The following is a 24753-nucleotide window of genomic DNA, read 5'->3' on the forward strand; positions in this document are numbered from 1 at the left end:
AGCACCCTTAGCTCAACTGGATAGAGTACCTGACTACGAATCAGGCGGTTAGAGGTTCGACTCCTCTAGGGTGCATAAAGCGTAAGCTTTAGTTCGGGAAGTAGCTCAGCTTGGTAGAGTACTTGGTTTGGGACCAAGGTGTCGCAGGTTCGAATCCTGTCTTCCCGATATTATGGCGGTGTAGCTCAGCTGGCTAGAGCGTCCGGTTCATACCCGGGAGGTCGGGGGTTCGATCCCCTTCGCCGCTATATTGTTGATCTTGTTGGACCTTTAGCTCAGCTGGTTAGAGCTCTCGGCTCATAACCGAGTGGTCGTAGGTTCAAGTCCTACAAGGTCCATTATTATATTGGAGGATTACCCAAGTCCGGCTGAAGGGAACGGTCTTGAAAACCGTCAGGCGTGTAAAAGCGTGCGTGGGTTCGAATCCCACATCCTCCTTAATATTATCGCGGGATGGAGCAGCTCGGTAGCTCGTCGGGCTCATAACCCGAAGGTCGTAGGTTCAAATCCTGCTCCCGCAATTTGGCTCGGTAGCTCAGTTGGTAGAGCAATGGATTGAAGCTCCATGTGTCGGCGGTTCGATTCCGTCTCGCGCCATTTTCTTTTATCATAAGCGGGTGTAGTTTAGTGGTAAAACTACAGCCTTCCAAGCTGTTGTCGCGAGTTCGATTCTCGTCACCCGCTTTGAACATTTGTTCATTACCAAGTTTTTAACTTGGGCGCGTAGCTCAGGTGGTTAGAGCGCACGCCTGATAAGCGTGAGGTCGGTGGTTCGAGTCCACTCGTGCCCATTTTGGAGAATTACTCAAGAGGCTGAAGAGGACGGTTTGCTAAATCGTTAGGTCGGGTAACCGGCGCGGGGGTTCGAATCCCCCATTCTCCGTATATGTTTGAAGTTTGAGATGAAATCTCAAACTATTTTTTATATTTTTGAAGGTTAAATCTATGTTCTTGAGGCGTTTTTTAAAAATTTTTAGTTTTTGTTTTGTTGTATTAGTTTCAGGGATATTATTTCTTTTTCCATCTGTTCGAAATGTGATTGTGTTAAAATCTTCTGATATTCTAACAAGTATTGACAGAGTTGTCTCACTTCCATTTGTTTTTTTAGAATCAAAGTCAAATGATTTTAAGGATTTATCCAGACTGAACGATGAAAATAATTCTTTAAAATTTCTGCTTTATCAGCATGATGTAGATCGATCAAAATTCAAGCGTCTTGAAAAAGAAAATAAAGAGTTAAAGGATTTGTTAGATATTAAAGATTCTGTATCAGGATCTAAACAAGTAGTTGCTGAAATTGTTGATAGAAGTTATCGTTCATGGGATCAAGAATTTATTATTGATAAAGGAATTTCAGATGGAGTTTCAGATTCCATGTTTGTGCTTTCTTCTGGTGGGGTAATTGGCTTTGTGGAAAGTGTTGAAAAGAATTCCAGTAAAGTTAAATTATTGTTTGAAGATCACGTCTCTTCACAACATTTAACACTTAAAATTGAGGGACAAGGGCAATCTATTTTTGCCTTACTTAATGGTTATGATGAGAAATCTGGTGAGTTACGTTTACTCCAAATTGGGGATCCGATTGAAATAAAAACTGGTTCCCTTGTTTCAACAAGTGGGTTAGGAAAATACAAATCAGGTGATTTACCTGTTGGTACTGTCACTTCTGTACAAAAAGCATCCGATCAATTAGGGCAAGAAATTCGAGTGAAACCGAAGGCTAATTTGGATGTGAATCGCTTTGTAGTATTGATTGGAGACTAGTTTGAAAGTAATACGTAAGTACTATTTTTTCCCTTTAATCCTGTTCTTATCTTTATTCATTGATGGGCAAATCTCTTTTATTATTTCTCATTTGATACCAAATTTGTTACACCCTACTTCGTTTCTATTTCTATATGGGTTTGTGTTATTGAGTCTCTATTTCTCTGAGATAGCAAGTATATGGTTGGGGATTTTTTTTGGTTTTTGTTTTGATGTGTATTTCTTAAATACTATTGGAATTGCCTTTCTACTGTTGCCTTTATTACAGGTGATTATTTTTCGTTGCAATCAAATCGTTCTGGCCAATCGTTTTACTCGATTTTTTACTTTTTTACTAACAATTCTATTCTTTCAATTTTTTACAAGTCTTCTGTTGCTTCTTTTCAATGGTATGAATTTTGATATGCTAGCAGTGATTGTCTACCAAATTGCACCAAGTCTTATTTTGAATTTACTTCTATTAATAGTGTTGCAACCTTTACTTGAAAAGATTTATTTATAAAGACGAAATAAAAATGTAACAATAGCGTAACATAAAATTTGAAAAATTTTGTTATACTAGTTAGTGTCTTATTAGAAAGGGAAAAAATATCTAATGAAGAAAAAATTATTTGCCACAATCTTATTAAGTACAGTTGCTTTATCACAAGGAGCTATTGTAGCTGTAGTATCAGCTGATTCTACAGACGATAAGATTGCTGCTCAAGATAGCAAAATCAATAGTATTAATCAACAACAACAAAGTGCACAAGCTCAAGTTGATCAAATCCAAGGTCAAGTATCTGAAATTAAAAAACAACAGGAAGACCTTCAAGCTGAAAATGATCGTTTGAATGAAGAATCTGAAAGATTATCAGCTGAGATCGATGACTTGTCGAAAAATATTGTTGCTCGTCAAGAATCACTTGCAAATCAAGCACGTAGTGCTCAAACAACTGGAACTGCTACAAGCTATATTAATGCGATCGTAAGCTCTGGTTCTTTAACAGAAGCTATTTCACGTATTTCTGCTATGAATGAAATCGCAGATGCTAACAACAAAATGTTGCAAGAGCAAAAACGCGATAAAGAAGAAATTGCGCAGAAACAAAAAGAAAACAATGATGCAATCAATACTGTAATTGCGAATAAACAGCAATTAGAAGATGATGCACAAGCTTTATCTACAAAAGAAGCTGAGTTAAAAGTTGCACAATTAAACTTGGCAGCTGAAAAATCTTCTGCTGAGAACGAAAAGAATGCTTTGTTGCAACAAAAAGCTGAAGCTGAAAAAGCAGCAGCAGAAGCGGCAGCAGCTGAGGCAGCTTACCGTGCAAAACAAAAAGAACAGCAAGAAGCAGTGAAAGCTTCTGCCAATACGACTCTTCAAGCTCAGGTTCAAGCAGCAACTCAAACACCTGCTACAACTCAAGCGGCAGCAACAGCTCAAGCACCTGCTACAAGTCAACCAACAGCTCAACCAGCTGTTCAAACTCAGGCAGCAGCAGCTCCAGCAGCAACTACTTCTCGTCCTACTTATAGTTCATCTGCATCTTCTTATCCAGTTGGTGAATGTACTTGGGGTGCCAAGACATTGGCACCATGGGCTGGAGATTACTGGGGAAATGGTGGACAATGGGCAGCAAGCGCTGCAGCAGCAGGATTCCGTACAGGTTCTCAACCTCAAGTTGGAGCAATTGCATGTTGGAATGATGGTGGATATGGACACGTAGCGGTTGTTACAGCAGTTCAATCTACAACAAGCATCCAAGTATCTGAATCTAACTATTTAGGTGTTCGTAGCATTGGTAACTACCGTGGTTGGTTTAACCCTACAACAGCTCAAGGTACTGTTACTTATATCTATCCTAACTAAACTAAGAAATTTTTGAAGCGGGACAATGGTTCTGCTTCTTTTTTGTGAGAGTGGAGGTGGGATTCTTTTTCTATTTTCCATAAATTAATATTTGAATATTTGATTAAAAAGCGATAAAATGATGGTAGGAGAATTTTGTACTGAGTGTACAATATGGTTTTAGATTTTACTGGAGGAAATCATGTCATTTTCTGATTTAATGCTCTTTGCCTTGTCGTCAAATCAAGAATTGGCTCAACGTGTATCTCGTGAAATGGGATTGCCGCTTGGAAAGTCAACTGTTCGTCAATTTTCTGACGGAGAAATTCAGGTCAATATTGAAGAATCAATCCGTGGGAAAGATGTTTATATTTTACAATCTACTAGTTCACCCGTTAACGATAATCTTATGGAAATTTTGATTATGGTGGATGCGTTGAAGCGTGCAAGTGCACAATCGATTAATGTTGTGATGCCGTATTACGGTTATGCCCGTCAGGACCGGAAGGCTCGGGCCCGTGAGCCAATTACTTCTAAGTTAGTAGCTAATATGCTTGAAGTTGCAGGTGTTGATCGGTTGTTGACCATTGATTTGCATGCTGCTCAAATTCAAGGTTTCTTTGATATTCCTGTAGACCATTTGATGGGTGCTCCATTGATTGCTGATTATTTTGAACGTCGTGGAATGATTGGAAAAGACTATGTGGTTGTCAGTCCTGACCATGGTGGTGTGACTCGTGCTCGGAAGTTAGCTGAGTTTTTAAAGACTCCGATTGCAATTATTGATAAACGTCGTAGTGTTGATAAGATGAATACGAGTGAAGTCATGAACATCATTGGAAATGTTGAAGGCAAAACGTGTATCTTGATTGATGATATGATTGATACAGCTGGTACAATCTGTCATGCGGCGGATGCTCTTGCAGAAGCAGGCGCAGTTGAAGTCTATGCGAGCTGTACCCACCCTGTTCTATCTGGGCCAGCCTTAAATAATATCCAAAAATCAGCGATTAAGAAATTAGTCGTCTTGGATACGATTTACCTACCAGAAGAACGATTAATTGACAAGATTGAGCAAATTTCAATTGCTAAACTGCTTGCTGAAGCAATTGTGCGTATTCATGAAAATCGTCCTCTTTCCCCTCTATTTGAAACCGGAAATGCCAAAAAATGTTAACAATAAGGAGGCTGGGAAACTGGCCTCTTTTGTATAGGAGGAAGTACAAATGGGAATCAGACAATGGTGGCAAGAGCTAAAAAAAGAAAAGAAGCGAAAAGAATTGGTCAAGTCAGCTCACGAATTAGAAGCCAAGGTAGATCCTAATTTGCCTAAGAAAAAGTTGCCAGAAAATAAGGCAGTGAAATAGGGAATACGAAGTATTCTTGCTATTACTAACTAGACTATATAAGATGTGAGAAAAGAGATAGTCGTTCTAAATTGTGATTTTTTTCTAAGAAATCTCTGTTTATGAAAAAATAAAATGAGTATAATATATTTATAAATCGTAATTTTGGGTATCAAATATGAAGAAATTTTAAACTTTTTTTAAAAAAATCAAAAAAATGTCTTGACATAGGCAGAATATCCTAGTATACTAATCATAGTTACGAAGTAACGAATATTTTTAAACTATAAAAGGAGATAAAACAATGAAAAAAGTTTTATTATCATCAGTAGCAGCTCTTGCAGTATTTGCATCAGCAGCTCCAGCATTCGCAGATAAAGATGTAGTTAAAGTTGATAAATCTGAAACACCAGCTTTGAATTTTAACGATCTTGCTAAAACTGGTCAAGAAGCTCCAAAAGCACCTGCATCAGCAGCTACAGAAAAACACCCAGGTGCTACTCAAGTTGACCCAGCTATCGGCAAAGGTACTCCAGTTGATAAAAAAGGTGATGTTTCTACTGCAAACTACGATGGAAACAAATTTGCTGATACATCTAAAGAATTGACTGCTGTTCCAGCTCCAGAATACTTCACACAAGGTCTTGATCTTTGGAATGGTAGCCAACATGGTACTTTCCGTACTGAAGCTGGTATCCAAACAATCGAAGTTACAAACCCACATGATGGAACTAAATGGTTGGTAGACGTTAAGGTTGAAGCTGGAGCTAATACTCCTAGCGGATTCTACGCAACAGCAGTAAGTGGTTCATTGCGTCCTGCATCTGCAGATGCTAAAGCAGCAGCTAAAGCAGCTGAAGAAAAAGCAGAAGCAGCTAAAGCTGGTAAAGATGGTAAAGCTTCATCTGCTAAAGCTGGTGAAAAATCACTTCCAAAAACTAGCGCAGTTAAATAATTTCTAATTAATTAGCTCATAAAAATATCACTGAGTCCTTGGGCTCAGTGATATTTTTTAGAAAAAATCATTTTGAGGAGATCAATTGAATGAAAAGAGCTGGAGAAAAAACATCAAATAAATTTGCTCTTCTATTTGCTGCTATAGTAGCAATAGTTGTTATTGTAGCTGGATTTTTATTCTTTAATCCATTTGGTGGAAAAACATCTAACGTAACTAAGAAAGCAGCTTCTTCTGGTAGCAGTTCTTCTACCCAAGCTGTGAAATATGAACCTAGTCAAGAAGAAAAAGATTATCTAAAGAATCGCTTTGACCAACTAACGGCTGTTAACCCTGAAGCGATTGCTTATGTTTATGCTCCAGGTACAGAGTTGGATGAACCTGTCGTTCAAACAGGAGATAATGCAACATACTTGGATAAGACTTTTGATGGTGGGAATCAACCCTATTTGGGTACAGTCTTCATGGACACGGATAATAAGAAAGATTTTAGTGATCGTTTGACTTGGTTATTTGGTCATGCTCGTGGTAGTAAGGTTGGTGATCATCGTATGTTTAACGATGTCAACTACTATGACAAGCAAGAATACTTTGATCAACATCCGTATGTTGTCATTGAGACGCCTGAGCGCAAGTATTATTATGAAGCTATGTGCTTGGTGATTGTACCTGAAACAACTGCTTTCTATCGTACTAGCTTTGAAGACGACAAAGACTTTACGACTCAGTTGAAGAAGGTTTATGAAGATGGGCAAACTAAGAATCCAAATATCAAGATCAAGGCATCTGATAAATATTTAGTATTGTCAACTTGTCGTGAAGAGGATGAAACCATTCGTGCGAACCTCTATCTTCGTCAAATTCCTGATTCAGAAATGAAGGATTTTGTGGCGAAACATGCAGATCAATTGACATATGTGGCAACACGTGGTCAACAATAAGGATCTGAAAGACTTAGCATTGCTAAGTCTTTTTTTATTTATCAGGATGATTGAAATATGGTTGGCCAGTGTTCACTGTTTGAAAAATGGAGGGATCTGATTGTTTTTTTGCGATGGGGTTCTATTTATAGTATAATGAATATAACTGTTTTTGGAGGTGTTCTATGGATTTAACGAAACGTTTTAATAAAAATCTGAGTCGAATTGAAGTTTCTTTGATTCGTCAGTTTGACCAATCGATTTCTTCAATACCTGGAGTCTTGCGTTTGACGTTGGGGGAACCGGATTTTACAACTCCTGAACATGTGAAAGAAGCTGGAAAGGCTGCAATTGATGCAAATTTTAGTCATTACACGGGAATGAGTGGCTTGCTAGCTCTGCGCGAGGCTGCTAGTCAGTTTGTAGCTGATAAGTATCGAATTCACTACCGTCCTGAGGATGAGATTTTGGTCACGATTGGTGCGACTGAAGCCTTGTCTGCTACCTTGACAGCAATCTTGGAGCCTGGTGATGTAGTGCTATTACCTGCTCCGGCTTATCCTGGTTATGAACCGATTATAAATTTGGTGGGAGCAGATGTTGTCGAAATTGATACGACAGCAGATCGTTTTGTCTTGACGCCTGAAAAGTTGGAAAAAGCTATTGTGGAGCAAGGAGACAAGCTAAAGGCAGTTGTTCTCAATTATCCAGCTAATCCAACGGGTGTCACTTATTCGCGCGAACAGATGGCAGAATTGTCTGCTGTCCTAAAAAAATATGAAGTCTTTGTGATTTGTGATGAAGTCTATTCAGAGCTAACTTATACTGGAGAAGCGCATGTTTCTATGGCATCTTTCATTCCTGAGCAGACCATTGTCATTAATGGTTTGTCTAAATCTCATGCCATGACAGGCTGGCGACTCGGTTTTATCTTTGCCCCAGCTGCATTGACGGCCCAGCTCATCAAGAGTCATCAGTATTTGGTAACGGCTGCTGGCACCATGAACCAGTATGCTGCGATCGAAGCCTTGACAGAAGGTCGGGATGATGCAGAGCCAATGAAGCAGGAATATGTGAAACGTCGGGATTATATTATTGAAAAGATGTCCGCGCTTGGGTTTGAGATGATTAAGCCAGATGGGGCTTTCTATATTTTTGCTAAAATCCCAGCTGGTTATAATCAGGATTCCTTTGCTTTCTTGCAAGATTTTGCACGTGAAAAAGCAGTTGCGTTTATTCCTGGGGCTGCTTTTGGCCAATATGGCGAAGGCTATGTGCGCTTGTCATATGCAGCCAGCATGGAGGTTATTGAGGAAGCTATGAAACGCTTGAAGGAGTATATGGAAGAACATGCTGGAGTCAATTGAGACCCGGGGAATTGTACTGTATAATCGGGAATTTCGTGAGGAGGATAAGTTGGTCAAGATCTTCACGGAGAAGTCGGGCAAGCGGATGTTTTTTGTAAAACATGCTGGGAAATCCCGATTGAATCCCATGTTACAACCTTTGGTAACGGCAGATATGTTTCTGAAAATCAATGATGATGGGTTGAGTTATATTGATGATTTCCAAGATGTACAGGTCTATAAGAAAATCAATGCAGATCTTTTTGCTCTTTCTTATGCGACCTATGTTCTGGCACTTGCGGATGCATGTATCCAGGATAATCAAGTAGATCCGGCCTTGTTTGTGTTTTTAGAGAAGACCTTGTCTTTGATGGAAGATGGCTTGGATTACGAGGTGATAACCAATATTTTTGAGATTCAGATTCTTTCGAGGTTTGGGGTTGTCTTGAACCTGCATGAATGTTGTTTCTGTCATCGGGTTGGTCTTCCTTTTGACTATTCCTTTCGGTATAGTGGGGTCCTTTGTCCGGATCATTATGATCGGGATGAAAGGCGAGCTCACTGGCATCCGAATGTTGTTTATTTATTGGATCAGTTCCAAGCTGTTCGATTCAGTGAGTTAGAGACAATTTCCCTACAAGAGGAGATGAAACTAGCTCTGCGTCAGGCAATCGATCAGTTGTATGAGGAGTATGTAGGGATCCATTTAAAAGCTAAAAAGTTTATCGATTCTTTGAGTGATTGGGGAGCGATTATGAAAGATTCATCTGGAGGTGAAACATGAAAAAAATTGCAGTAGATGCAATGGGGGGCGATAATGCACCTCAAGCCTTGGTAGAAGGCGTGAATCAAGCCATTCGTGATTTTGATGATATTGAGGTTGTCTTGTATGGTGATGAGGCAAAAATCAAAAACTATTTAACAGCAACAGAGCGTGTATCGATTGTTCATACGGAAGAAAAAATCGATTCAGATGATGAGCCGACGCGTGCTATTCGTCGGAAGAAGCAAGCTTCTATGGTCTTGGCTGCCAAGGATGTGAAGGCTGGAGATGTAGATGCTATGTTGTCTGCGGGGAACACGGGCGCCTTGTTGGCGGCAGGTTTCTTTATTGTCGGTCGTATCAAAGGAGTGGAACGTCCAGGTTTGATGTCTACACTTCCAACGGTTGATGGGCGTGGTTATGATATGCTGGACTTAGGTGCCAATGCGGAAAATACACCGGAGCACTTGCATCAGTATGCTGTGATGGGATCTTACTATGCTGAAAATGTTCGTGGGATTCAAAAACCACGCGTGGGTCTATTGAACAATGGGACAGAAGCTAGTAAAGGGGATTCTTTACGAAAGGAAACCTATCAATTATTGTCTGAGGATGAGTCGATTCATTTTGTTGGAAACGTGGAAGCGCGTGATTTGATGGATGGCGTTGCAGATGTTGTTGTGGCAGATGGTTTCACGGGAAACGCTGTCTTGAAAACCATGGAAGGAACGGCTTTCGGAATCTTGAAGCAGTTGAAACAAGCGATTACGACTGGAAACTGGAAGGCGAAATTAGGAGCTTTTCTGCTTAAGGACAGTTTGAAATCATTGAAGCAGACCTTAGATTTCTCAGATGTTGGAGGTGCTGTCTTGTTTGGTCTTCAGGCACCTGTTGTTAAAACGCATGGTTCGAGTGATGCAAAGGCAGTCTATAGCACGATTCGCCAAGTTCGGACTATGTTAGAGACAGATGTTGTTGGAAAATCAGTGAAGGAATTATCGAAAGAAGGGTAATGTATGAGTAAACAAAATGAAATTTTAGCGACAATTGAGGAATTTCTCAAAGACCGCAAGGGGCCAGATTTTCAAGTCTCTTTAGAATTAGACTTGAAAAAGGATTTACAGGCAGATTCAGTTGAGTTGATGGAATTTATTATCAATCTTGAGGATGAATACCAAATTGAGATTCCAGACAAGGCTATTGATGAATTTAATACAATAGGGGATGTTGTCGACTACATCGACAAACGAATTGCTGCTCATTAATGAAAAAGGGATCGTTCAGATATTATTCTGAGTGATCTTTTTTTCTGTTCATTTCATTCGGATTTTGACTATATTGTACGGAAATTTATTGAAAATATAATTTTTATGTGATAGAATGTAGGTGATAAAATGCGAAAGGCGAACAAAATCATGACCAATCAACTGATTTATACTGGGAAAGCTAAGGATATCTATACTACAGAAGACGAACATGTGATTAAGTCGGTCTATAAGGACCAGGCCACTATGCTGAATGGGGCTCGTAAAGAAACCATTGAGGGGAAAGGTGTGCTGAATAATCAGATTTCGTCTCTTATTTTTGAAAAATTGAATGCAGCGGGGGTAGCGACGCACTTTATCGAACGTATTTCTGATACTGAACAATTGAATAAGAAGGTTAAAATTATTCCGTTGGAGGTTGTTCTTCGTAATGTGACTGCAGGTTCTTTTTCTAAACGTTTTGGCGTTGAAGAAGGTTTGGACTTGAAAACTCCAATCGTTGAATTTTACTACAAGAACGATGAGTTGGACGACCCATTCATCAATGACGAGCATGTAAAGTTTTTGGATATTGCTAACGACGAACAAATTGCCTATATCAAGGAAGAAACACGTCGCATCAATGGATTGCTGAAAGATTGGTTTGAGCAAATTGGTCTTCGGTTGATTGATTTCAAATTGGAATTTGGTTTTGATAAGGATGGCAAGATCATCTTGGCAGACGAATTCTCACCAGATAACTGCCGCCTTTGGGATGCGGAAGGGCACCATATGGACAAGGATGTTTTCCGTAGGGACTTGGGAAGTTTGACAGATGTGTACAAGGTTGTGTTGGAGAAATTGCAGGGCTTGAAGTAACCTGTTTGAAAGGGAAAAACTTCGTCTTTCAAGAGCATATTTGAATAGAAATAAATAAAGGAACTAAAATGGATAAACGTATTTTCGTTGAGAAAAAAGCTGATTTTCGTGTGAAATCTGACTCTTTAGTAAAAGAATTACAGCATAATCTTCAGTTGAAAACTTTGAAGGAACTTCGGATTGTTCAGGTCTACGATGTCTTTGGTTTGGCAGAGGATTTGTTTGCGCGTGCGGAAAAATATATCTTTTCTGAGCAAGTGACCGATACTGTTTTGGATGAAGCTACAATCAAGGCAGATCTTGAGAAACATGCTTTCTTTGCCATTGAAAGCTTGCCTGGTCAATTTGACCAACGTGCAGTATCTTCGCAAGAAGCTTTGCTGTTGCTTGGTAGCTCAAATGATGTAACAGTGAATACAGCACAACTTTACTTGGTCAATAAGGATATTGATGCGAATGAGTTGGAAGCTGTTAAAAACTATCTCTTGAACCCAGTGGATTCTCGTTTCAAAGATATCACTGTTAGCATTGCGAAACAGGATTTCTCTGAGTCTGACAAGACCATTCCAAGTTTGGATTTCTTTGAAACTTATACGGCAGAAGATTTTGCACAGTATAAGGCAGAGCAAGGATTGGCAATGGAAGTGGATGACCTTCTATTCATTCAAGATTACTTCAAGTCTAATGGTCGTGTGCCAACTGAGACTGAGCTTAAGGTGTTGGATACTTACTGGTCTGACCACTGCCGTCACACAACTTTCGAGACTGAGTTGAAGAATATCGACTTCTCAGCTTCTAAATTCCAAAAACAATTGCAAGCGACTTATGACAAGTATATTGCCATGCGTGATGAGTTGGGACGTACAGAAAAACCTCAAACCTTGATGGATATGGCGACTATTTTTGGTCGTTATGAGCGTGCCAATGGTCGTTTGGACGACATGGAAGTGTCTGATGAAATCAATGCCTGCTCAGTTGAAATTGAGGTGGATGTCAATGGTGTCAAAGAACCATGGCTTCTCATGTTCAAAAACGAAACTCATAACCACCCAACGGAGATTGAACCATTTGGTGGAGCGGCTACTTGTATCGGTGGTGCCATTCGTGACCCATTATCAGGGCGTTCATATGTTTACCAAGCTATGCGTATCTCAGGTGCTGGCGATATTACAGCTCCAATTTCAGAAACTCGCGCTGGTAAATTGCCACAACAAGTGATTTCTAAAACAGCGGCTCATGGTTATTCTTCATACGGTAACCAAATTGGTCTTGCAACAACCTATGTTCGTGAATACTTCCACCCAGGTTTCGTTGCTAAGCGTATGGAGCTAGGTGCCGTGGTCGGTGCGGCTCCTAAGGAAAATGTGGTCCGTGAAAAACCTGAAGCTGGTGATGTGATTATCTTGCTCGGTGGGAAGACTGGACGTGATGGTGTCGGTGGTGCGACAGGTTCTTCTAAAGTTCAAACGGTTGAATCTGTCGAAACAGCTGGTGCTGAGGTTCAAAAAGGGAACGCTATCGAAGAACGGAAGATTCAACGTCTTTTCCGTAATGGGGAAGTGACACGTCTGATCAAGAAATCAAATGACTTTGGTGCTGGCGGTGTCTGTGTAGCTATCGGTGAATTGGCAGATGGTCTTGAAATTGATCTAGACAAAGTGCCATTGAAATACCAAGGCTTGAACGGTACAGAAATTGCTATCTCAGAATCTCAAGAACGGATGGCTGTAGTGGTTCGTCCAGAAGATGTAGATGCCTTCGTTGCAGCATGTAACAAAGAAAACATTGATGCTGTTGTCGTTGCGACAGTGACGGAGAAACCAAATCTTGTCATGCACTGGAATGGTGAAACAATCGTTGATTTGGAACGTCGTTTCCTTGATACAAACGGTGTACGTGTGGTAGTAGATGCTAAGGTGGTTGACAAGGATGTCAAGCTTCCAGAAGAACGCCAAACATCTGCCGAAACTCTCGAAGTGGATACTCTTGAAGTCTTGGCTGACCTGAACCATGCTAGCCAAAAAGGGTTACAAACGATCTTTGATAGCTCAGTTGGTCGTTCAACAGTCAATCACCCACTTGGTGGTCGCTACCAAATTACACCAACGGAGGCTTCAATACAGAAATTGCCAGTCCAACATGGTGTGACAACAACTGCTTCTGTTATGGCGCAAGGGTTCAACCCTTATGTAGCAGAATGGTCTCCATATCATGGTGCGGCTTATGCAGTTATCGAAGCAACTGCTCGTTTGGTTGCTGCTGGTGCAAACTGGTCTAAGGCTCGCTTCTCTTACCAAGAATACTTCGAGCGGATGGATAAACAAGCAGAGCGTTTTGGTCAACCAGTAGCAGCTCTTCTTGGATCCATTGAAGCGCAGATTCAACTTGGGTTGCCATCTATCGGTGGGAAAGACTCTATGTCTGGTACCTTTGAAGAATTGACAGTACCACCAACCTTGGTTGCTTTTGGTGTCACAACTGCAGATAGTCGTAAGGTCCTTTCTCCAGAATTTAAAGCTGCTGGTGAAAATATCTATTACATCCCAGGTCAAGCTTTGGCCCAAGAAATTGATTTTGACCTTATCAAGTCTAACTTTGCTCAGTTTGAAGCTATTCAAGCAACCCACAAAGTGACAGCAGCATCAGCTGTCAAATATGGAGGTGTCCTTGAAGCTCTTGCACTTGCAACATTTGGGAACCATATCGGTGCCACTGTTCAATTAGCTGAGCTTGACAGCAGCTTGACAGCCCAATTGGGTGGATTCATCTTCACTTCACCTGAAGAGATTGCAGGTGCAGAGAAGATCGGTCAAACAGTTGGAGACTTTACAGTAGTTGTAAACGGTGTAAGGCTTGATGGACACAAACTTGACAGTGCCTTCCAAGGTAAATTGGAAGAGGTTTACCCAACAGAATTTGCACAGGCAACTGAGTTGGAAGAAGTACCTGCTGTAGCATCAGATGCTGTGATCAAAGCAAAAGAAACATTTGAAAAACCAGTGGTTTACATCCCAGTATTCCCAGGTACCAACTCAGAATATGACTCCGCTAAGGCCTTTGAAAAAGAAGGGGCCAAAGTCAACTTGGTACCATTTGTCACACTCAACGAAGAAGCGATTGTCAAGTCTGTTGACACCATGGTTGACAACATTGGAAAAGCCAACATTATCTTCTTTGCCGGTGGCTTCTCAGCTGCGGATGAACCAGATGGATCTGCTAAATTTATCGTCAATATCTTGCTTAACGAAAAAGTGCGTGCGGCTATTGATAGTTTCATCGAAGGTGGTGGTTTGATCATTGGTATCTGTAACGGATTCCAAGCTCTTGTCAAATCAGGTCTTCTTCCATATGGTAACTTTGAAGATGCAAACAGCACAAGTCCAACCCTCTTCTACAATGATGCCAACCAACACGTGGCTAAGATGGTGGAAACAAGGATTTCCAATACCAACTCACCATGGCTTGCCGGAGTAGAAGTTGGTGACATCCATGCCATCCCAGTATCACACGGTGAAGGGAAGTTTGTCGTGACAGCTGAAGAATTTGAGGAACTCCGTGATAATGGTCAAATCTTTAGCCAATACGTTGACTTCGAAGGCAAACCAAGCATGGATTCGAAATACAATCCTAATGGATCTGTTCATGCGATTGAAGGAATCACTAGCAAGAATGGTCAAATTATTGGGAAGATGGGACACTCAGAACGTTTCGAAGACGGTCTCTTCCAAAATATTCCAGGAAATAAAGACCAGCATCTCTTTGCATCAGCGGTTCAATATTTTACTGGAAAATAAAAGGTATACAACATGACATACGAAGTAAAATCTCTTAATGAAGAGTGTGGAGTCTTTGGGATTTGGGGACATCCAGATGCTGCGAAACTCACTTATTTTGGGCTTCACAGTCTCCAACACCGGGGACAAGAGGGTGCAGGAATCCTGGCTAATGACCAAGGGACCTTGAGACGCCATCGGGATACAGGCCTTCTTTCAGAAGTCTTTCGGAATCCTTTAAATCTAGAAAAATTGACAGGATCTTCTGCTATTGGACATGTTCGCTATGCGACAGCGGGGGAAGCGTCTGTGGATAACATCCAACCCTTCCTCTTCCGCTTTCACGATACGCAGTTTGGTCTGGCCCATAATGGGAATTTGACCAATGCCCAATCGCTCAAATCGGAATTAGAAAAAAATGGAGCCATCTTTAGCTCGACTTCTGACTCAGAAATTCTGGCTCACTTGATTCGTCGGAGCCACAACCCTTCCTTTATGGGGAAAATCAAGGAAGCGCTCAATACGGTCAAAGGTGGGTTTGCTTATCTGATGCTGTTTGAAGATAAGCTGATTGCAGCTCTAGACCCAAATGGCTTCCGTCCTCTTTCCATCGGGAAAATGGCAAATGGAGCCTTGGTTGTTTCTTCGGAAACCTGTGCCTTTGAGGTGATTGGGGCAGAATGGATCCGAGATGTGCATCCTGGTGAGCTCGTGATTTTTGATGAAAACGGTATTACCTATGATCGCTATACGGATGATACTCAACTAGCAATTTGTTCTATGGAGTATATCTATTTTGCTCGTCCTGATTCCAATATCCAAGGGGTCAACGTCCATACAGCTCGTAAGCGGATGGGAGCTCAGTTGGCTAGAGAATTTAAGAACCAGGCAGATATTGTAGTGGGGGTTCCCAACTCCTCTCTTAGTGCGGCCATGGGCTTTGCGGAAGAATCCGGTCTGCCAAATGAAATGGGCTTGATCAAGAATCAGTATGTTCAACGGACCTTTATCCAACCGACTCAGGAATTGCGGGAACAAGGAGTGCGGATGAAGCTCTCTGCCGTATCTGGGGTCGTGAAAGGCAAACGGGTTGTCATGATTGACGATTCCATTGTACGGGGAACGACCTCTCGTCGGATTGTGAAATTGTTGAAAGAAGCAGGGGCTACAGAAGTCCATGTGGCAATTGCCAGCCCAGCTCTGGCTTATCCATGTTTCTATGGAATTGATATTCAGAGTCGCGAAGAGTTGATCGCAGCCAACCATACAGTAGAGGAAACCTGTGAGATTATCGGTGCGGATAGTTTGACTTATTTATCTGTTGATGGCTTGATTGATTCTATTGGCATTGATACCGATGCACCAAACGGTGGTCTTTGTGTAGCCTACTTTGATGGGAAATACCCAACCCCATTGTATGACTACGAAGAACGCTACGTAGAAAGTTTGAAAGAACATACTTCTTTCTATTAAGAACGGTGCAAAAGAAAAGGAATGAATAAAATGACGAATAAAAATGCTTATGCGCCACGTCTCACTACTGACTAAAAGCTAAAGCATTTGTCAGTAGACGCTTTGCCCTATGGGACCAAAGCTAGAGACCTGACTAGTATTTTTAGATAAAAAGATGGTTTATCTAAAAATACGTCGCACTCTTTCTCAAAAAAAGAAAAGGAATAAACAAATGACAAATAAAAATGCTTACGCGCAGTCCGGTGTGGATGTTGAAGCGGGTTATGAAGTTGTTGAACGGATCAAAAAACACGTAGCACGTACAGAGCGTGCAGGTGTTATGGGAGCTCTTGGTGGTTTCGGTGGTATGTTTGAACTTTCAAAAACAGGTGTCAAAGAGCCTGTTTTGATCTCAGGGACGGACGGTGTTGGTACCAAACTCATGCTGGCTATCAAGTACGACAAGCACGATACCATTGGTCAAGACTGTGTAGCTATGTGTGTCAATGATATCATTGCTGCAGGTGCAGAGCCCCTCTACTTCCTAGACTATGTGGCGACTGGGAAAAATGAACCAGCTAAGCTAGAACAAGTGGTTGCTGGTGTTGCAGAAGGGTGTGTGCAAGCAGGCGCAGCCCTCATCGGTGGTGAAACGGCTGAAATGCCTGGTATGTATGGCGAAGACGACTATGACTTGGCTGGTTTCGCAGTCGGTGTGGCTGAAAAATCTCAAATCATCGACGGTTCAAAAGTAGCAGAGGGAGACGTCCTTCTCGGACTTGCTTCAAGCGGTATCCACTCAAATGGCTACTCCCTTGTTCGTCGTGTCTTTGCGGATTATACAGGTGAAGAAGTTCTCCCAGAGTTGGAAGGTAAAAAACTCAAGGAAGTCCTTTTGGAACCAACTCGTATCTACGTCAAAGCTGTTTTGCCTCTTATCAAAGAAGAATTGATCAACGGGATTGCCCACATCACAGGTGGTGGTTTCATCGAAAATGTCCCACGGATGTTCTCAGATGACTTGGCTGCTGAAATTGACGAAAGCAAGGTTCCAGTTCTTCCAATTTTCAAAGCCCTTGAAAAATATGGACAAATCAAACACGAAGAAATGTTTGAAATCTTCAACATGGGTGTAGGGCTTATGCTTGCAGTGAAACCAGAAAATGCGGAACGTGTCGAAGAACTTCTTGACGAACCTGTTTATGAAATCGGTCGTATTGTGAAGAAAGATGGCGCAAGTGTGGTGATTAAATAATGGCTAAAAAGATTGCTGTTTTTGCCTCTGGCAACGGCTCAAACTTTCAGGTGATTGCGGAACAATTTCCAGTAGAATTTGTCTTTTCAGATTACCGGAATGCCTATGTCTTAGAACGTGCCGAAAAGCTTGGTGTTTTAACCTATGCCTTTGAACTCAAGGAATTTGACAATAAAGCAGCTTACGAAGAAGCTATCGTCAAACTTTTGGGTGAGCACCAAATTGACCTAGTATGTTTGGCGGGTTATATGAAAATCGTTGGCCCAACCTTGCTAGCGGCCTATGAAGGCCGTATCATCAATATTCATCCGGCTTATCTTCCAGAATTTCCAGGTGCTCATGGCATTGAGGATGCTTGGAAAGCAGGTGTTGCTGAGAGCGGCGTGACCATTCACTGGGTGGATTCTGGTGTGGATACCGGTAAGGTTATCAAACAAGTCCGTGTGCCGCGCCTTGAGGGGGATACCCTTGAAACTTTCGAAACCCGCATCCACGAAACAGAGTACAAGCTGTATCCAGAAGTGTTGGAACTTTTGGAAGTGGAGAGAAGGTAAGAAGGAAATTAGAGATGATTTATGCCAGGTCTCAAAGCATCGGTTAAGGAGAAGTTTATGGGTTTATTTGATTTTTTTAAGAAGAAATCTTCTGATGAAGAGAAGCCGACTGAAGATGAAGACAAGATTGTTGTGAAATCCGAAGAAACAGATGATAGCGCTCCAGGATGGGATGCGATTGATGCAGAGTTTAATCGTTTATACCCTGATCAGCCCAATCCTCGTCATTATGGGACAGTCATCAAGTATATGTTAGGCGGACCAGATCCGCTAGATGGTATCAGTGTTTATGATGCAGGAGAGTTTTGGCATTTTGTTAGCTATGGCTTGTCAGAATTATATACAAAAGAATGTGAAGATCCTGAATATAGTGGTTATGGGATTGAATTGACTTTTAAGTTAAAGAAATCAATTAATGATGAAGAAGAGATTAAAAATGGCTGTGGTTTGTTGCAGTATGTAGCAAAATATATTTTTCAAACAGGTAAAGTGGTCTTACCCGAAGAATATATTTATACCAAGCAAACAGTAGGAATTGATGCCCAGCAGAAATCGAATCTGACAGGATTTTTGACTGCTGCTGATGATTTAGCTAATACCATAGATACTCCGCATGGGAAAGTGGAATTTTTAACCCTGATAGGTGCAACAGATGCCGAATTACGAAGTGTTTATGAAAGTGATACAAGTAAGCTTGAGGTCAGAAAATTGTTACAAGAACTTGGGGACCAGCTTACGGATTATCATCGTCAGTCTCTAGTTTAGCTGATACGAAAGTACCTCTTGATTCAAGGAAAGGAAGAAAAATGACTAAACGCGCACTAATTAGCGTCTCAGACAAAGCGGGCATTGTTGAATTTGCCCAAGAACTTAAAAGACTTGGTTGGGATATCATCTCAACAGGTGGTACCAAAGTTGCCCTTGACAATGCCGGGGTAGACACCATTGCTATCGATGATGTGACTGGTTTCCCAGAAATGATGGACGGTCGTGTCAAGACCCTCCATCCGAATATCCACGGTGGTCTTCTTGCTCGTCGTGACCTCGATAGTCACCTTGATGCTGCTAAGGACAATCAGATTGAGCTCATCGACCTTGTGGTGGTAAACCTTTACCCATTCAAGGAGACCATCCTTAAACCAGACGTGACTTACGCTGATGCGGTGGAGAATATCGATATCGGTGGCCCATCAATGCTTCGTTCAGCAGCTAAAAACCACGCTAGCGTAACAGTTGTTGTAGACCCTGCTGACTATGCTGTTGTTCTTAACGAATTGTCAGCAAACGGCGAAACGACTTACGAAACTCGCCAACGGTTAGCAGCGAAAGTCTTCCGTCACACAGCAGCGTATGATGCTTTGATCGCAGAATACTTCACTGCTCAAGTGGGTGAAACAAAACCTGAAAAACTCACTTTGACGTATGTTCTCAAGCAAGCCATGCGTTACGGTGAGAACCCTCAACAAGACGCGGATTTCTACCAAAAAGCCTTGCCTACGGATTATTCGATTGCATCCGCTAAACAGCTCAATGGGAAGGAATTGTCCTTTAACAATATTCGCGATGCGGATGCAGCTATCCGGATCATCCGTGATTTCAAAGACCGTCCAACCGTTGTGGCCTTGAAACACATGAATCCATGTGGCATTGGTCAAGCTGACGATATCGAAACTGCTTGGGACTATGCTTATGAGTCTGATCCAGTGTCTATCTTTGGTGGTATTGTCGTTCTCAACCGTGAAGTAGATGCTGCGACGGCTCAAAAAATGCACGGTGTCTTCCTTGAAATCATCATTGCACCGAGCTATACAGATGAAGCGCTTGAAATCTTGACAACCAAGAAGAAAAACTTACGGATTCTTGAATTGCCATTTGACGCTCAAGATGCTAGCGAAGTGGAAGCAGAATACACTGGTGTTGTTGGTGGACTCCTCGTTCAAAACCAAGACGTTGTCAAAGAAAGTCCAGCCGACTGGCAAGTGGTGACGAAACGCCAACCAACTGAGACAGAAGCGACAGCTCTTGAGTTTGCTTGGAAAGCGATCAAGTATGTCAAATCAAATGGTATCATCGTGACCAATGACCACATGACACTTGGTGTTGGCCCTGGTCAAACCAATCGTGTGGCTTCAGTCCGTATCGCTATTGACCAAGCTAAAGACCGTCTTGACGGCGCTGTTCTTGCTTCAGATGCCTTCTTCCCATTTGCGGATAACGTGGAAGAAATCGCCAAAGCAGGGATTAAAGCGATCATCCAACCAGGTGGCTCAGTCCGTGACCAAGAGTCTATCGAAGCGGCTGATAAATACGGCTTGACCATGATCTTCACAGGCGTGAGACATTTCAGACATTAATCAAAAAAGGCACTCATTCAACGATGAGTGTCTTTTCTGCTGATTAAGAAGACCTTAATCTGGGTAGATATAGGTGACGGTTCCCCAGATGGGGTTGGTTGGATCGAACCAACCGCGGAAGTTGTCGATATAGCGATGGCCGTTGTAGTTAGCCTCTTGGATCTGAATTTTTTGGTCATGTTCGACGTCTGTAACCAAGGCGACATGGCCATATCCCCCATTGTCCCAACAGGCGATGGCACCGACCTCTGGGATGTCTCCTGTACGGAATCCCGCAGCGCGTGCACTAGCTGCCCACATACCACCGTTTCCCCACCAATTGTGGGCCCAAGGGGCTAATTCTTTGGCTCCCCAGGTACACTCCCCAATGGGGTAGGTGTTTCCCGGATGTGTCGCTAGTGGAGTGAGCTTTGGCTTTGCCTTTTCCACTTGAAAGGTAGTGGGGAATAGCCCTTTAAGTTGTCCTTGGCTTTTCTGATAGACGTGTAGGTGAAATAGCCCATTTCCCTTGTGTTTTTGAGCCTGAAAGCGGAGTTGGAAATGTCCAGGTGCAATCTTCTTTGCGGGATACCAGACCAGATCATCCTGCCCATTTTCTTCAGACCAGATGGGGAATACAATCTCGTCAACGTCTTCGAACAACTTTAGGTCTACCTCAAATTCTTGTTGGGAGATGGGTGTGATCGTAATCTTTGGCTGGGAGGAAGCCAGGTCTTTTTGCTGGACGCTGGTCGTGAGAGGGTAAAGACCGGTTAGCTGTTCATTTGCCTCCACTCCATAGACATGGACATGATAAAGTCCGGCTTGATCAGAATGGTTGGTCAATGGCACTTGTAGGTCAAATCCCTTGTCACTGCGTTCCACAGGATACCAAATCAGGTCATCCTGGCCATTTTGGTCAGACCAGACGGGAACTTGGATCTTTTGATACTTATCCGGGACGTTTCCAAGATGAATCACCAGCTGCCCTTTTTCGGCATAGATGGCATTGGTTGCTTGATCTGCATGGGTAATAGAGGCTTGCATCCCCCATGTCGCACAAGTCAGTAATACAAATTTTTTGATCGTTTGCATAATACTCCTTTTCGTCAATTAGTAGGTCTCACCTATACTATTCGGAAAAAAATGAGAAATAGGAGAAAATAGCAAAAAATGTTTGGATTCTACTGGAAATAGGAGACTTTTGCTGAAATCATTAGAATAAAACGAACGATTATGATATAATTTAATAAAATAATTCGCAAAAGAGGTTCAAGATGAAACTTTTGGTTGTTGGATCTGGCGGTCGTGAGCATGCGATTGCCAAGAAATTGTTGGAGTCTACAAACGTTGAGCAGGTTTTTGTGGCTCCTGGTAATGATGGGATGCGATTAGACGGTCTTGATTTGATCAATATCGGAATTTCCGAACATTCTAAGCTGATTGATTTCGCAAAAGTCAACGATATTGCTTGGACCTTTATTGGTCCAGATGATGCCCTTGCAGCTGGAATTGTGGATGACTTCAATGCAGCTGGTCTCAAAGCCTTTGGTCCGACCAAGGCTGCGGCTGAGCTGGAGTGGTCCAAGGATTTTGCTAAGGAAATCATGGTCAAATACGACGTTCCGACAGCAGCCTATGGCACATTTTCAGATTTCGAAGAAGCCAAGGCCTACATCGAAGAAAAAGGAGCTCCAATCGTCGTCAAGGCAGACGGCTTGGCCCTAGGGAAAGGTGTCGTCGTTGCGGAGACAGTTGAGCAAGCAGTTGAAGCCGCTCACGAGATGCTTTTAGACAATAAATTCGGTGATTCAGGTGCGCGTGTGGTCATCGAGGAATTCCTTGACGGGGAAGAGTTCTCTCTCTTTGCTTTTGTCAATGGGGATAAGTTCTACATTATGCCGACGGCTCAGGACCACAAACGTGCCTACGATGGCGACAAGGGTCCGAACACTGGTGGGATGGGTGCCTATGCGCCAGTTCCTCACTTGCCACAGAGCGTGGTTGACACAGCAGTTGACACTATTGTCAAGCCAGTTCTTGAAGGCATGATCAAAGAAGGTCGTCCTTACACTGGTGTACTTTACGCGGGACTTATCTTGACAGCTGACGGCCCTAAAGTCATCGAGTTCAACTCTCGTTTTGGAGATCCTGAAACGCAAATCATCTTGCCTCGTTTGACATCTGACTTTGCACAAAACATCTCTGACATTTTGGAAGGCAAAGAGCCAGCCATCACTTGGACGAACAAGGGTGTGACACTGGGCGTGGTTGTAGCATCAAACGGTTACCCACTCGCTTATGAGAAGGGTGTCAAGCTTCCAGCCAAGACAAATGGTGACATCATCACTTACTATGCTGGTGCCAAATTCGCTGAAAATGGCCAAGACCTTCTTTCAAACGGAGGACGCGTCTACATGCTGGTTACCACAGCAGACACCGTCAAAGACGGCCAAAACATTATCTACAACGAACTCAACAAACAAAACACAGAAGGCCTCTTCTACCGAAACGACATTGGAAGCAAGGCAATAAAAGATTAACAGATACTAACTTTGTCATGGCGAGCGAAAGCGAGCCAAACTAAGATAATGGTCGTTTGATTTGCGAGCGTTAGCGAGCTAGTATAGGATAATCGTCGCAGTAGTGGAACACCTAGTAGCAGAAAACTGGAGACTCGGGCTCCAGTTTTAGTAATGGAACGCTACAGGCGGTCGCTTACATCCGCACTACAATAGACGATTATTAAAAAAGGAGAAAAAATGAAACCAGTAATTTCCATCATCATGGGCTCAAAATCTGACTGGGCAACCATGCAAAAAGCTGCTGAAGTCCTCGACAACTTCGGCGTCGCTTACGAAAAGAAGGTTGTTTCCGCCCATCGAACGCCTGACCTCATGTTCAAACATGCCGAAGAAGCACGTAGCCGTGGCATCAAGGTCATCATCGCGGGTGCAGGTGGCGCTGCTCACTTGCCAGGTATGGTTGCTGCTAAAACAACCCTTCCAGTCATTGGGGTACCCGTCAAGTCTCGCGCCCTTAGCGGTGTGGATTCTCTTTATTCTATCGTTCAGATGCCAGGTGGGGTACCTGTCGCAACCATGGCGATCGGTGAAGCAGGTGCGACTAACGCTGCCCTCTTTGCCCTCCGTCTTCTTTCGGTAGAGGACCAGGCTATCGCGACAGCTTTGGCGGATTTCGCTGAAGAACAAGGAAAAATTGCAGAGGAGTCTACAAATGAGCTCAACTAAAACCATTGGGATCATCGGTGGTGGCCAGCTCGGTCAGATGATGGCGATCTCAGCTATCTACATGGGACACAAGGTTATCGCCTTGGATCCAGCAGCTGATTGCCCAGCCTCCCGTGTGGCGGAAATCATCGTGGCCCCTTACGACGACGTGGATGCCCTTCGTCAGTTGGCAGATCGCTGTGATGTTCTCACTTATGAATTTGAAAATGTGGATGCTGATGGTTTGGATGCCGTTATCAAAGAAGGCCAGCTTCCTCAAGGGACCGACCTGCTTCGCATCTCCCAAAACCGGATCTTTGAGAAGGACTTTCTTTCTAACAAGGCCCAAGTCACTGTAGCACCATATAAGGTCGTAACTTCTAGCAAAGACTTGGCAGATATCGACTTGTCTAAAAACTATGTCCTCAAGACGGCGACCGGTGGCTACGATGGCCATGGTCAAAAGGTTATTCGTTCAGAAGCAGACTTGGAAGAAGCATATACTTTAGCGGATTCAGCAGACTGCGTTTTAGAAGAGTTTGTCAACTTTGACCTTGAAATTTCTGTCATCGTATCTGGTAATGGCAAGGACGTGATAGTCTTCCCCGTTCAGGAAAATATCCACCGTAACAACATTCTTTCAAAAACCATTGTGCCTGCTCGCATTTCAGAAAGTCTAGCTGAAAAAGCCAAAGCTATGGCAGTGCGAATCGCTGAACAACTGAACCTCTCTGGAACTCTTTGCGTGGAAATGTTTGCGACAGCTGATGATATCATCGTCAACGAAATCGCACCACGTCCACACAATTCAGGCCATTACTCAATCGAAGCCTGCGACTTCTCCCAGTTTGACACGCACATCTTGGGCGTTCTCGGAGCACCACTCCCAACAATTCACCTTCATGCACCAGCTGTCATGCTCAATGTCCTCGGCCAACACGTCGAGGCTGCTGAAACATATGTGACAAAAAATCCAAGCGCTCACCTCCACTTATATGGTAAACTAGAAGCAAAGAACAACCGCAAAATGGGACATGTGACTTTGTTTAGTGATGTGGCAGACGAGGTTGAAGAGTTTGGGGAGTAAGACAGGACCCCAGCAATA

At 42.7% G+C, this 24753-nt stretch carries 22 protein-coding genes and 10 tRNA genes; 31 read left to right on the forward strand and 1 reads right to left on the reverse strand.

Going from position 1 to position 24753, the window contains the following annotated elements:
* Position 1: 1 nt before the first annotated feature.
* From HMPREF9186_RS06310 to purH, 28 genes are all read left to right on the forward strand, one after another.
* Positions 2–75, forward strand: a tRNA-Arg gene (locus tag HMPREF9186_RS06310).
* Positions 76–94: 19 nt separating this feature from the next.
* Positions 95–168 (forward strand) — tRNA-Pro (locus HMPREF9186_RS06315).
* A 6-nt stretch (positions 169–174) separates the two neighbouring features.
* A tRNA-Met gene (locus HMPREF9186_RS06320) sits at positions 175–248 on the forward strand.
* 16 nt (positions 249–264) lie between these two features.
* Positions 265–338: transfer RNA gene (locus HMPREF9186_RS06325), tRNA-Ile, on the forward strand.
* 10 nt (positions 339–348) lie between these two features.
* Positions 349–438, forward strand: a tRNA-Ser gene (locus HMPREF9186_RS06330).
* 9 nt (positions 439–447) lie between these two features.
* A tRNA-Met gene (locus HMPREF9186_RS06335) sits at positions 448–521 on the forward strand.
* A 3-nt stretch (positions 522–524) separates the two neighbouring features.
* Positions 525–597: transfer RNA gene (locus tag HMPREF9186_RS06340), tRNA-Phe, on the forward strand.
* A gap of 16 nt (positions 598–613) precedes the next feature.
* Positions 614–684, forward strand: a tRNA-Gly gene (locus HMPREF9186_RS06345).
* Positions 685–717: 33 nt separating this feature from the next.
* Positions 718–791 (forward strand) — tRNA-Ile (locus HMPREF9186_RS06350).
* A 4-nt stretch (positions 792–795) separates the two neighbouring features.
* Positions 796–883 (forward strand) — tRNA-Ser (locus HMPREF9186_RS06355).
* Between the two features lie 62 nt (positions 884–945).
* On the forward strand, positions 946–1764 hold the full coding sequence (mreC, locus tag HMPREF9186_RS06360; protein ID WP_009731946.1) for a rod shape-determining protein MreC: 819 nt from the start codon (positions 946–948) through the stop codon (positions 1762–1764).
* 1 nt (position 1765) lies between these two features.
* A complete protein-coding gene (gene mreD / locus HMPREF9186_RS06365; RefSeq protein ID WP_009731947.1) occupies positions 1766–2266 on the forward strand; it encodes a rod shape-determining protein MreD in 501 nt (166 codons plus the stop codon).
* 93 nt (positions 2267–2359) lie between these two features.
* Positions 2360–3619: a peptidoglycan hydrolase PcsB gene (gene pcsB / locus HMPREF9186_RS06370; RefSeq protein WP_009731948.1), complete on the forward strand. Its 1260-nt coding sequence runs from the start codon at positions 2360–2362 to the stop codon at positions 3617–3619.
* Positions 3620–3800: 181 nt separating this feature from the next.
* Positions 3801–4775, forward strand: a complete 975-nt coding sequence (locus HMPREF9186_RS06375; protein ID WP_009731949.1) for a ribose-phosphate diphosphokinase — start codon at positions 3801–3803, stop codon at positions 4773–4775.
* A 49-nt stretch (positions 4776–4824) separates the two neighbouring features.
* The gene (locus tag HMPREF9186_RS11555) at positions 4825–4965 is read left to right on the forward strand and encodes a hypothetical protein (protein WP_009731950.1); all 141 of its coding nucleotides are present in this window, start codon (positions 4825–4827) and stop codon (positions 4963–4965) included.
* 283 nt (positions 4966–5248) lie between these two features.
* Positions 5249–5899: an LPKTxAVK-anchored surface protein gene (locus HMPREF9186_RS06380; RefSeq protein ID WP_009731951.1), complete on the forward strand. Its 651-nt coding sequence runs from the start codon at positions 5249–5251 to the stop codon at positions 5897–5899.
* A gap of 89 nt (positions 5900–5988) precedes the next feature.
* Complete coding sequence (srtB, locus tag HMPREF9186_RS06385) at positions 5989–6840, forward strand: class B sortase, LPKTxAVK-specific (RefSeq protein WP_009731952.1); 852 nt, start codon at positions 5989–5991, stop codon at positions 6838–6840.
* A gap of 164 nt (positions 6841–7004) precedes the next feature.
* Positions 7005–8186 (forward strand): pyridoxal phosphate-dependent aminotransferase, encoded by a 1182-nt coding sequence (locus HMPREF9186_RS06390; protein WP_009731953.1) that lies wholly within the window; start codon positions 7005–7007, stop codon positions 8184–8186.
* Positions 8170–8949 carry a DNA repair protein RecO gene (gene recO, locus HMPREF9186_RS06395; RefSeq protein ID WP_009731954.1) on the forward strand — a complete coding sequence of 260 codons (780 nt, stop codon included), beginning with the start codon at positions 8170–8172 and terminating at the stop codon, positions 8947–8949. The genes HMPREF9186_RS06390 and recO overlap by 17 nt, the downstream gene beginning before the upstream one ends.
* The gene (plsX, locus tag HMPREF9186_RS06400) at positions 8946–9941 is read left to right on the forward strand and encodes a phosphate acyltransferase PlsX (RefSeq protein ID WP_009731955.1); all 996 of its coding nucleotides are present in this window, start codon (positions 8946–8948) and stop codon (positions 9939–9941) included. The genes recO and plsX overlap by 4 nt, the downstream gene beginning before the upstream one ends.
* 3 nt (positions 9942–9944) lie before the next feature.
* Positions 9945–10193, forward strand: a complete 249-nt coding sequence (locus HMPREF9186_RS06405) for a phosphopantetheine-binding protein (RefSeq protein WP_009731956.1) — start codon at positions 9945–9947, stop codon at positions 10191–10193.
* Positions 10194–10343: 150 nt separating this feature from the next.
* Entirely contained in the window at positions 10344–11051 is a 708-nt protein-coding gene (purC, locus tag HMPREF9186_RS06410) for a phosphoribosylaminoimidazolesuccinocarboxamide synthase (protein WP_037614167.1), read from the forward strand.
* A gap of 68 nt (positions 11052–11119) precedes the next feature.
* Positions 11120–14845 (forward strand): phosphoribosylformylglycinamidine synthase, encoded by a 3726-nt coding sequence (locus tag HMPREF9186_RS06415; protein ID WP_009731958.1) that lies wholly within the window; start codon positions 11120–11122, stop codon positions 14843–14845.
* 12 nt (positions 14846–14857) lie between these two features.
* Positions 14858–16297: an amidophosphoribosyltransferase gene (gene purF, locus HMPREF9186_RS06420; RefSeq protein ID WP_009731959.1), complete on the forward strand. Its 1440-nt coding sequence runs from the start codon at positions 14858–14860 to the stop codon at positions 16295–16297.
* A gap of 211 nt (positions 16298–16508) precedes the next feature.
* Positions 16509–17531 (forward strand): phosphoribosylformylglycinamidine cyclo-ligase, encoded by a 1023-nt coding sequence (purM, locus tag HMPREF9186_RS06425; RefSeq protein WP_009731960.1) that lies wholly within the window; start codon positions 16509–16511, stop codon positions 17529–17531.
* On the forward strand, positions 17531–18085 hold the full coding sequence (gene purN, locus HMPREF9186_RS06430; protein WP_009731961.1) for a phosphoribosylglycinamide formyltransferase: 555 nt from the start codon (positions 17531–17533) through the stop codon (positions 18083–18085). The genes purM and purN overlap by 1 nt, the downstream gene beginning before the upstream one ends.
* Positions 18086–18142: 57 nt before the next feature.
* Positions 18143–18850, forward strand: coding sequence for a suppressor of fused domain protein (locus tag HMPREF9186_RS06435; RefSeq protein WP_009731962.1), 708 nt, complete (start codon positions 18143–18145; stop codon positions 18848–18850).
* Between the two features lie 41 nt (positions 18851–18891).
* Positions 18892–20439, forward strand: a complete 1548-nt coding sequence (gene purH / locus HMPREF9186_RS06440; protein ID WP_009731963.1) for a bifunctional phosphoribosylaminoimidazolecarboxamide formyltransferase/IMP cyclohydrolase — start codon at positions 18892–18894, stop codon at positions 20437–20439.
* A 54-nt stretch (positions 20440–20493) separates the two neighbouring features.
* Here purH and HMPREF9186_RS06445 read toward each other — a convergent pair whose 3' ends face one another.
* On the reverse strand, positions 20494–21513 hold the full coding sequence (locus tag HMPREF9186_RS06445) for a GBS Bsp-like repeat-containing protein (protein WP_009731964.1): 1020 nt from the start codon (positions 21511–21513) through the stop codon (positions 20494–20496).
* A gap of 182 nt (positions 21514–21695) precedes the next feature.
* On the opposite strand from HMPREF9186_RS06445, the gene purD reads away from it, so the two are divergent.
* The 3 genes from purD to purK all read left to right on the forward strand — a co-directional run bounded on the left by purD (position 21696) and on the right by purK (position 24735).
* Entirely contained in the window at positions 21696–22961 is a 1266-nt protein-coding gene (purD, locus tag HMPREF9186_RS06450) for a phosphoribosylamine--glycine ligase (protein ID WP_009731965.1), read from the forward strand.
* A gap of 219 nt (positions 22962–23180) precedes the next feature.
* Positions 23181–23669 (forward strand): 5-(carboxyamino)imidazole ribonucleotide mutase, encoded by a 489-nt coding sequence (gene purE, locus HMPREF9186_RS06455; protein ID WP_003015335.1) that lies wholly within the window; start codon positions 23181–23183, stop codon positions 23667–23669.
* Positions 23656–24735: a 5-(carboxyamino)imidazole ribonucleotide synthase gene (purK, locus tag HMPREF9186_RS06460; protein WP_009731966.1), complete on the forward strand. Its 1080-nt coding sequence runs from the start codon at positions 23656–23658 to the stop codon at positions 24733–24735. The genes purE and purK overlap by 14 nt, the downstream gene beginning before the upstream one ends.
* Positions 24736–24753: the final 18 nt, after the last annotated feature.

The sequence above is a fragment of the Streptococcus sp. F0442 genome (genome assembly GCF_000314795.2).
Lineage (GTDB): Bacteria > Bacillota > Bacilli > Lactobacillales > Streptococcaceae > Streptococcus.

Bases quoted from the DNA above. Each gene is read 5' to 3' on its own strand.
- HMPREF9186_RS06375 (WP_009731949.1), top strand. From the start codon at position 3,801: ATGTCATTTTCTGATTTAATGCTCTTTGCCTTGTCGTCAAATCAAGAA.
- HMPREF9186_RS06405 (WP_009731956.1), top strand. From the start codon at position 9,945: ATGAGTAAACAAAATGAAATTTTAGCGACAATTGAGGAATTTCTCAAA.
- purC (WP_037614167.1), top strand. From the start codon at position 10,344: ATGACCAATCAACTGATTTATACTGGGAAAGCTAAGGATATCTATACT.
- HMPREF9186_RS06435 (WP_009731962.1), top strand. From the start codon at position 18,143: ATGGGTTTATTTGATTTTTTTAAGAAGAAATCTTCTGATGAAGAGAAG.
- mreC (WP_009731946.1), top strand. From the start codon at position 946: ATGTTCTTGAGGCGTTTTTTAAAAATTTTTAGTTTTTGTTTTGTTGTA.
- plsX (WP_009731955.1), top strand. From the start codon at position 8,946: ATGAAAAAAATTGCAGTAGATGCAATGGGGGGCGATAATGCACCTCAA.
- srtB (WP_009731952.1), top strand. From the start codon at position 5,989: ATGAAAAGAGCTGGAGAAAAAACATCAAATAAATTTGCTCTTCTATTT.
- purM (WP_009731960.1), top strand. From the start codon at position 16,509: ATGACAAATAAAAATGCTTACGCGCAGTCCGGTGTGGATGTTGAAGCG.
- purF (WP_009731959.1), top strand. From the start codon at position 14,858: ATGACATACGAAGTAAAATCTCTTAATGAAGAGTGTGGAGTCTTTGGG.
- HMPREF9186_RS06380 (WP_009731951.1), top strand. From the start codon at position 5,249: ATGAAAAAAGTTTTATTATCATCAGTAGCAGCTCTTGCAGTATTTGCA.
- purE (WP_003015335.1), top strand. From the start codon at position 23,181: ATGAAACCAGTAATTTCCATCATCATGGGCTCAAAATCTGACTGGGCA.
- purH (WP_009731963.1), top strand. From the start codon at position 18,892: ATGACTAAACGCGCACTAATTAGCGTCTCAGACAAAGCGGGCATTGTT.
- purD (WP_009731965.1), top strand. From the start codon at position 21,696: ATGAAACTTTTGGTTGTTGGATCTGGCGGTCGTGAGCATGCGATTGCC.
- purN (WP_009731961.1), top strand. From the start codon at position 17,531: ATGGCTAAAAAGATTGCTGTTTTTGCCTCTGGCAACGGCTCAAACTTT.
- HMPREF9186_RS11555 (WP_009731950.1), top strand. From the start codon at position 4,825: ATGGGAATCAGACAATGGTGGCAAGAGCTAAAAAAAGAAAAGAAGCGA.
- HMPREF9186_RS06445 (WP_009731964.1), bottom strand. From the start codon at position 21,513: ATGCAAACGATCAAAAAATTTGTATTACTGACTTGTGCGACATGGGGG.
- HMPREF9186_RS06415 (WP_009731958.1), top strand. From the start codon at position 11,120: ATGGATAAACGTATTTTCGTTGAGAAAAAAGCTGATTTTCGTGTGAAA.
- pcsB (WP_009731948.1), top strand. From the start codon at position 2,360: ATGAAGAAAAAATTATTTGCCACAATCTTATTAAGTACAGTTGCTTTA.
- HMPREF9186_RS06390 (WP_009731953.1), top strand. From the start codon at position 7,005: ATGGATTTAACGAAACGTTTTAATAAAAATCTGAGTCGAATTGAAGTT.
- recO (WP_009731954.1), top strand. From the start codon at position 8,170: ATGCTGGAGTCAATTGAGACCCGGGGAATTGTACTGTATAATCGGGAA.
- purK (WP_009731966.1), top strand. From the start codon at position 23,656: ATGAGCTCAACTAAAACCATTGGGATCATCGGTGGTGGCCAGCTCGGT.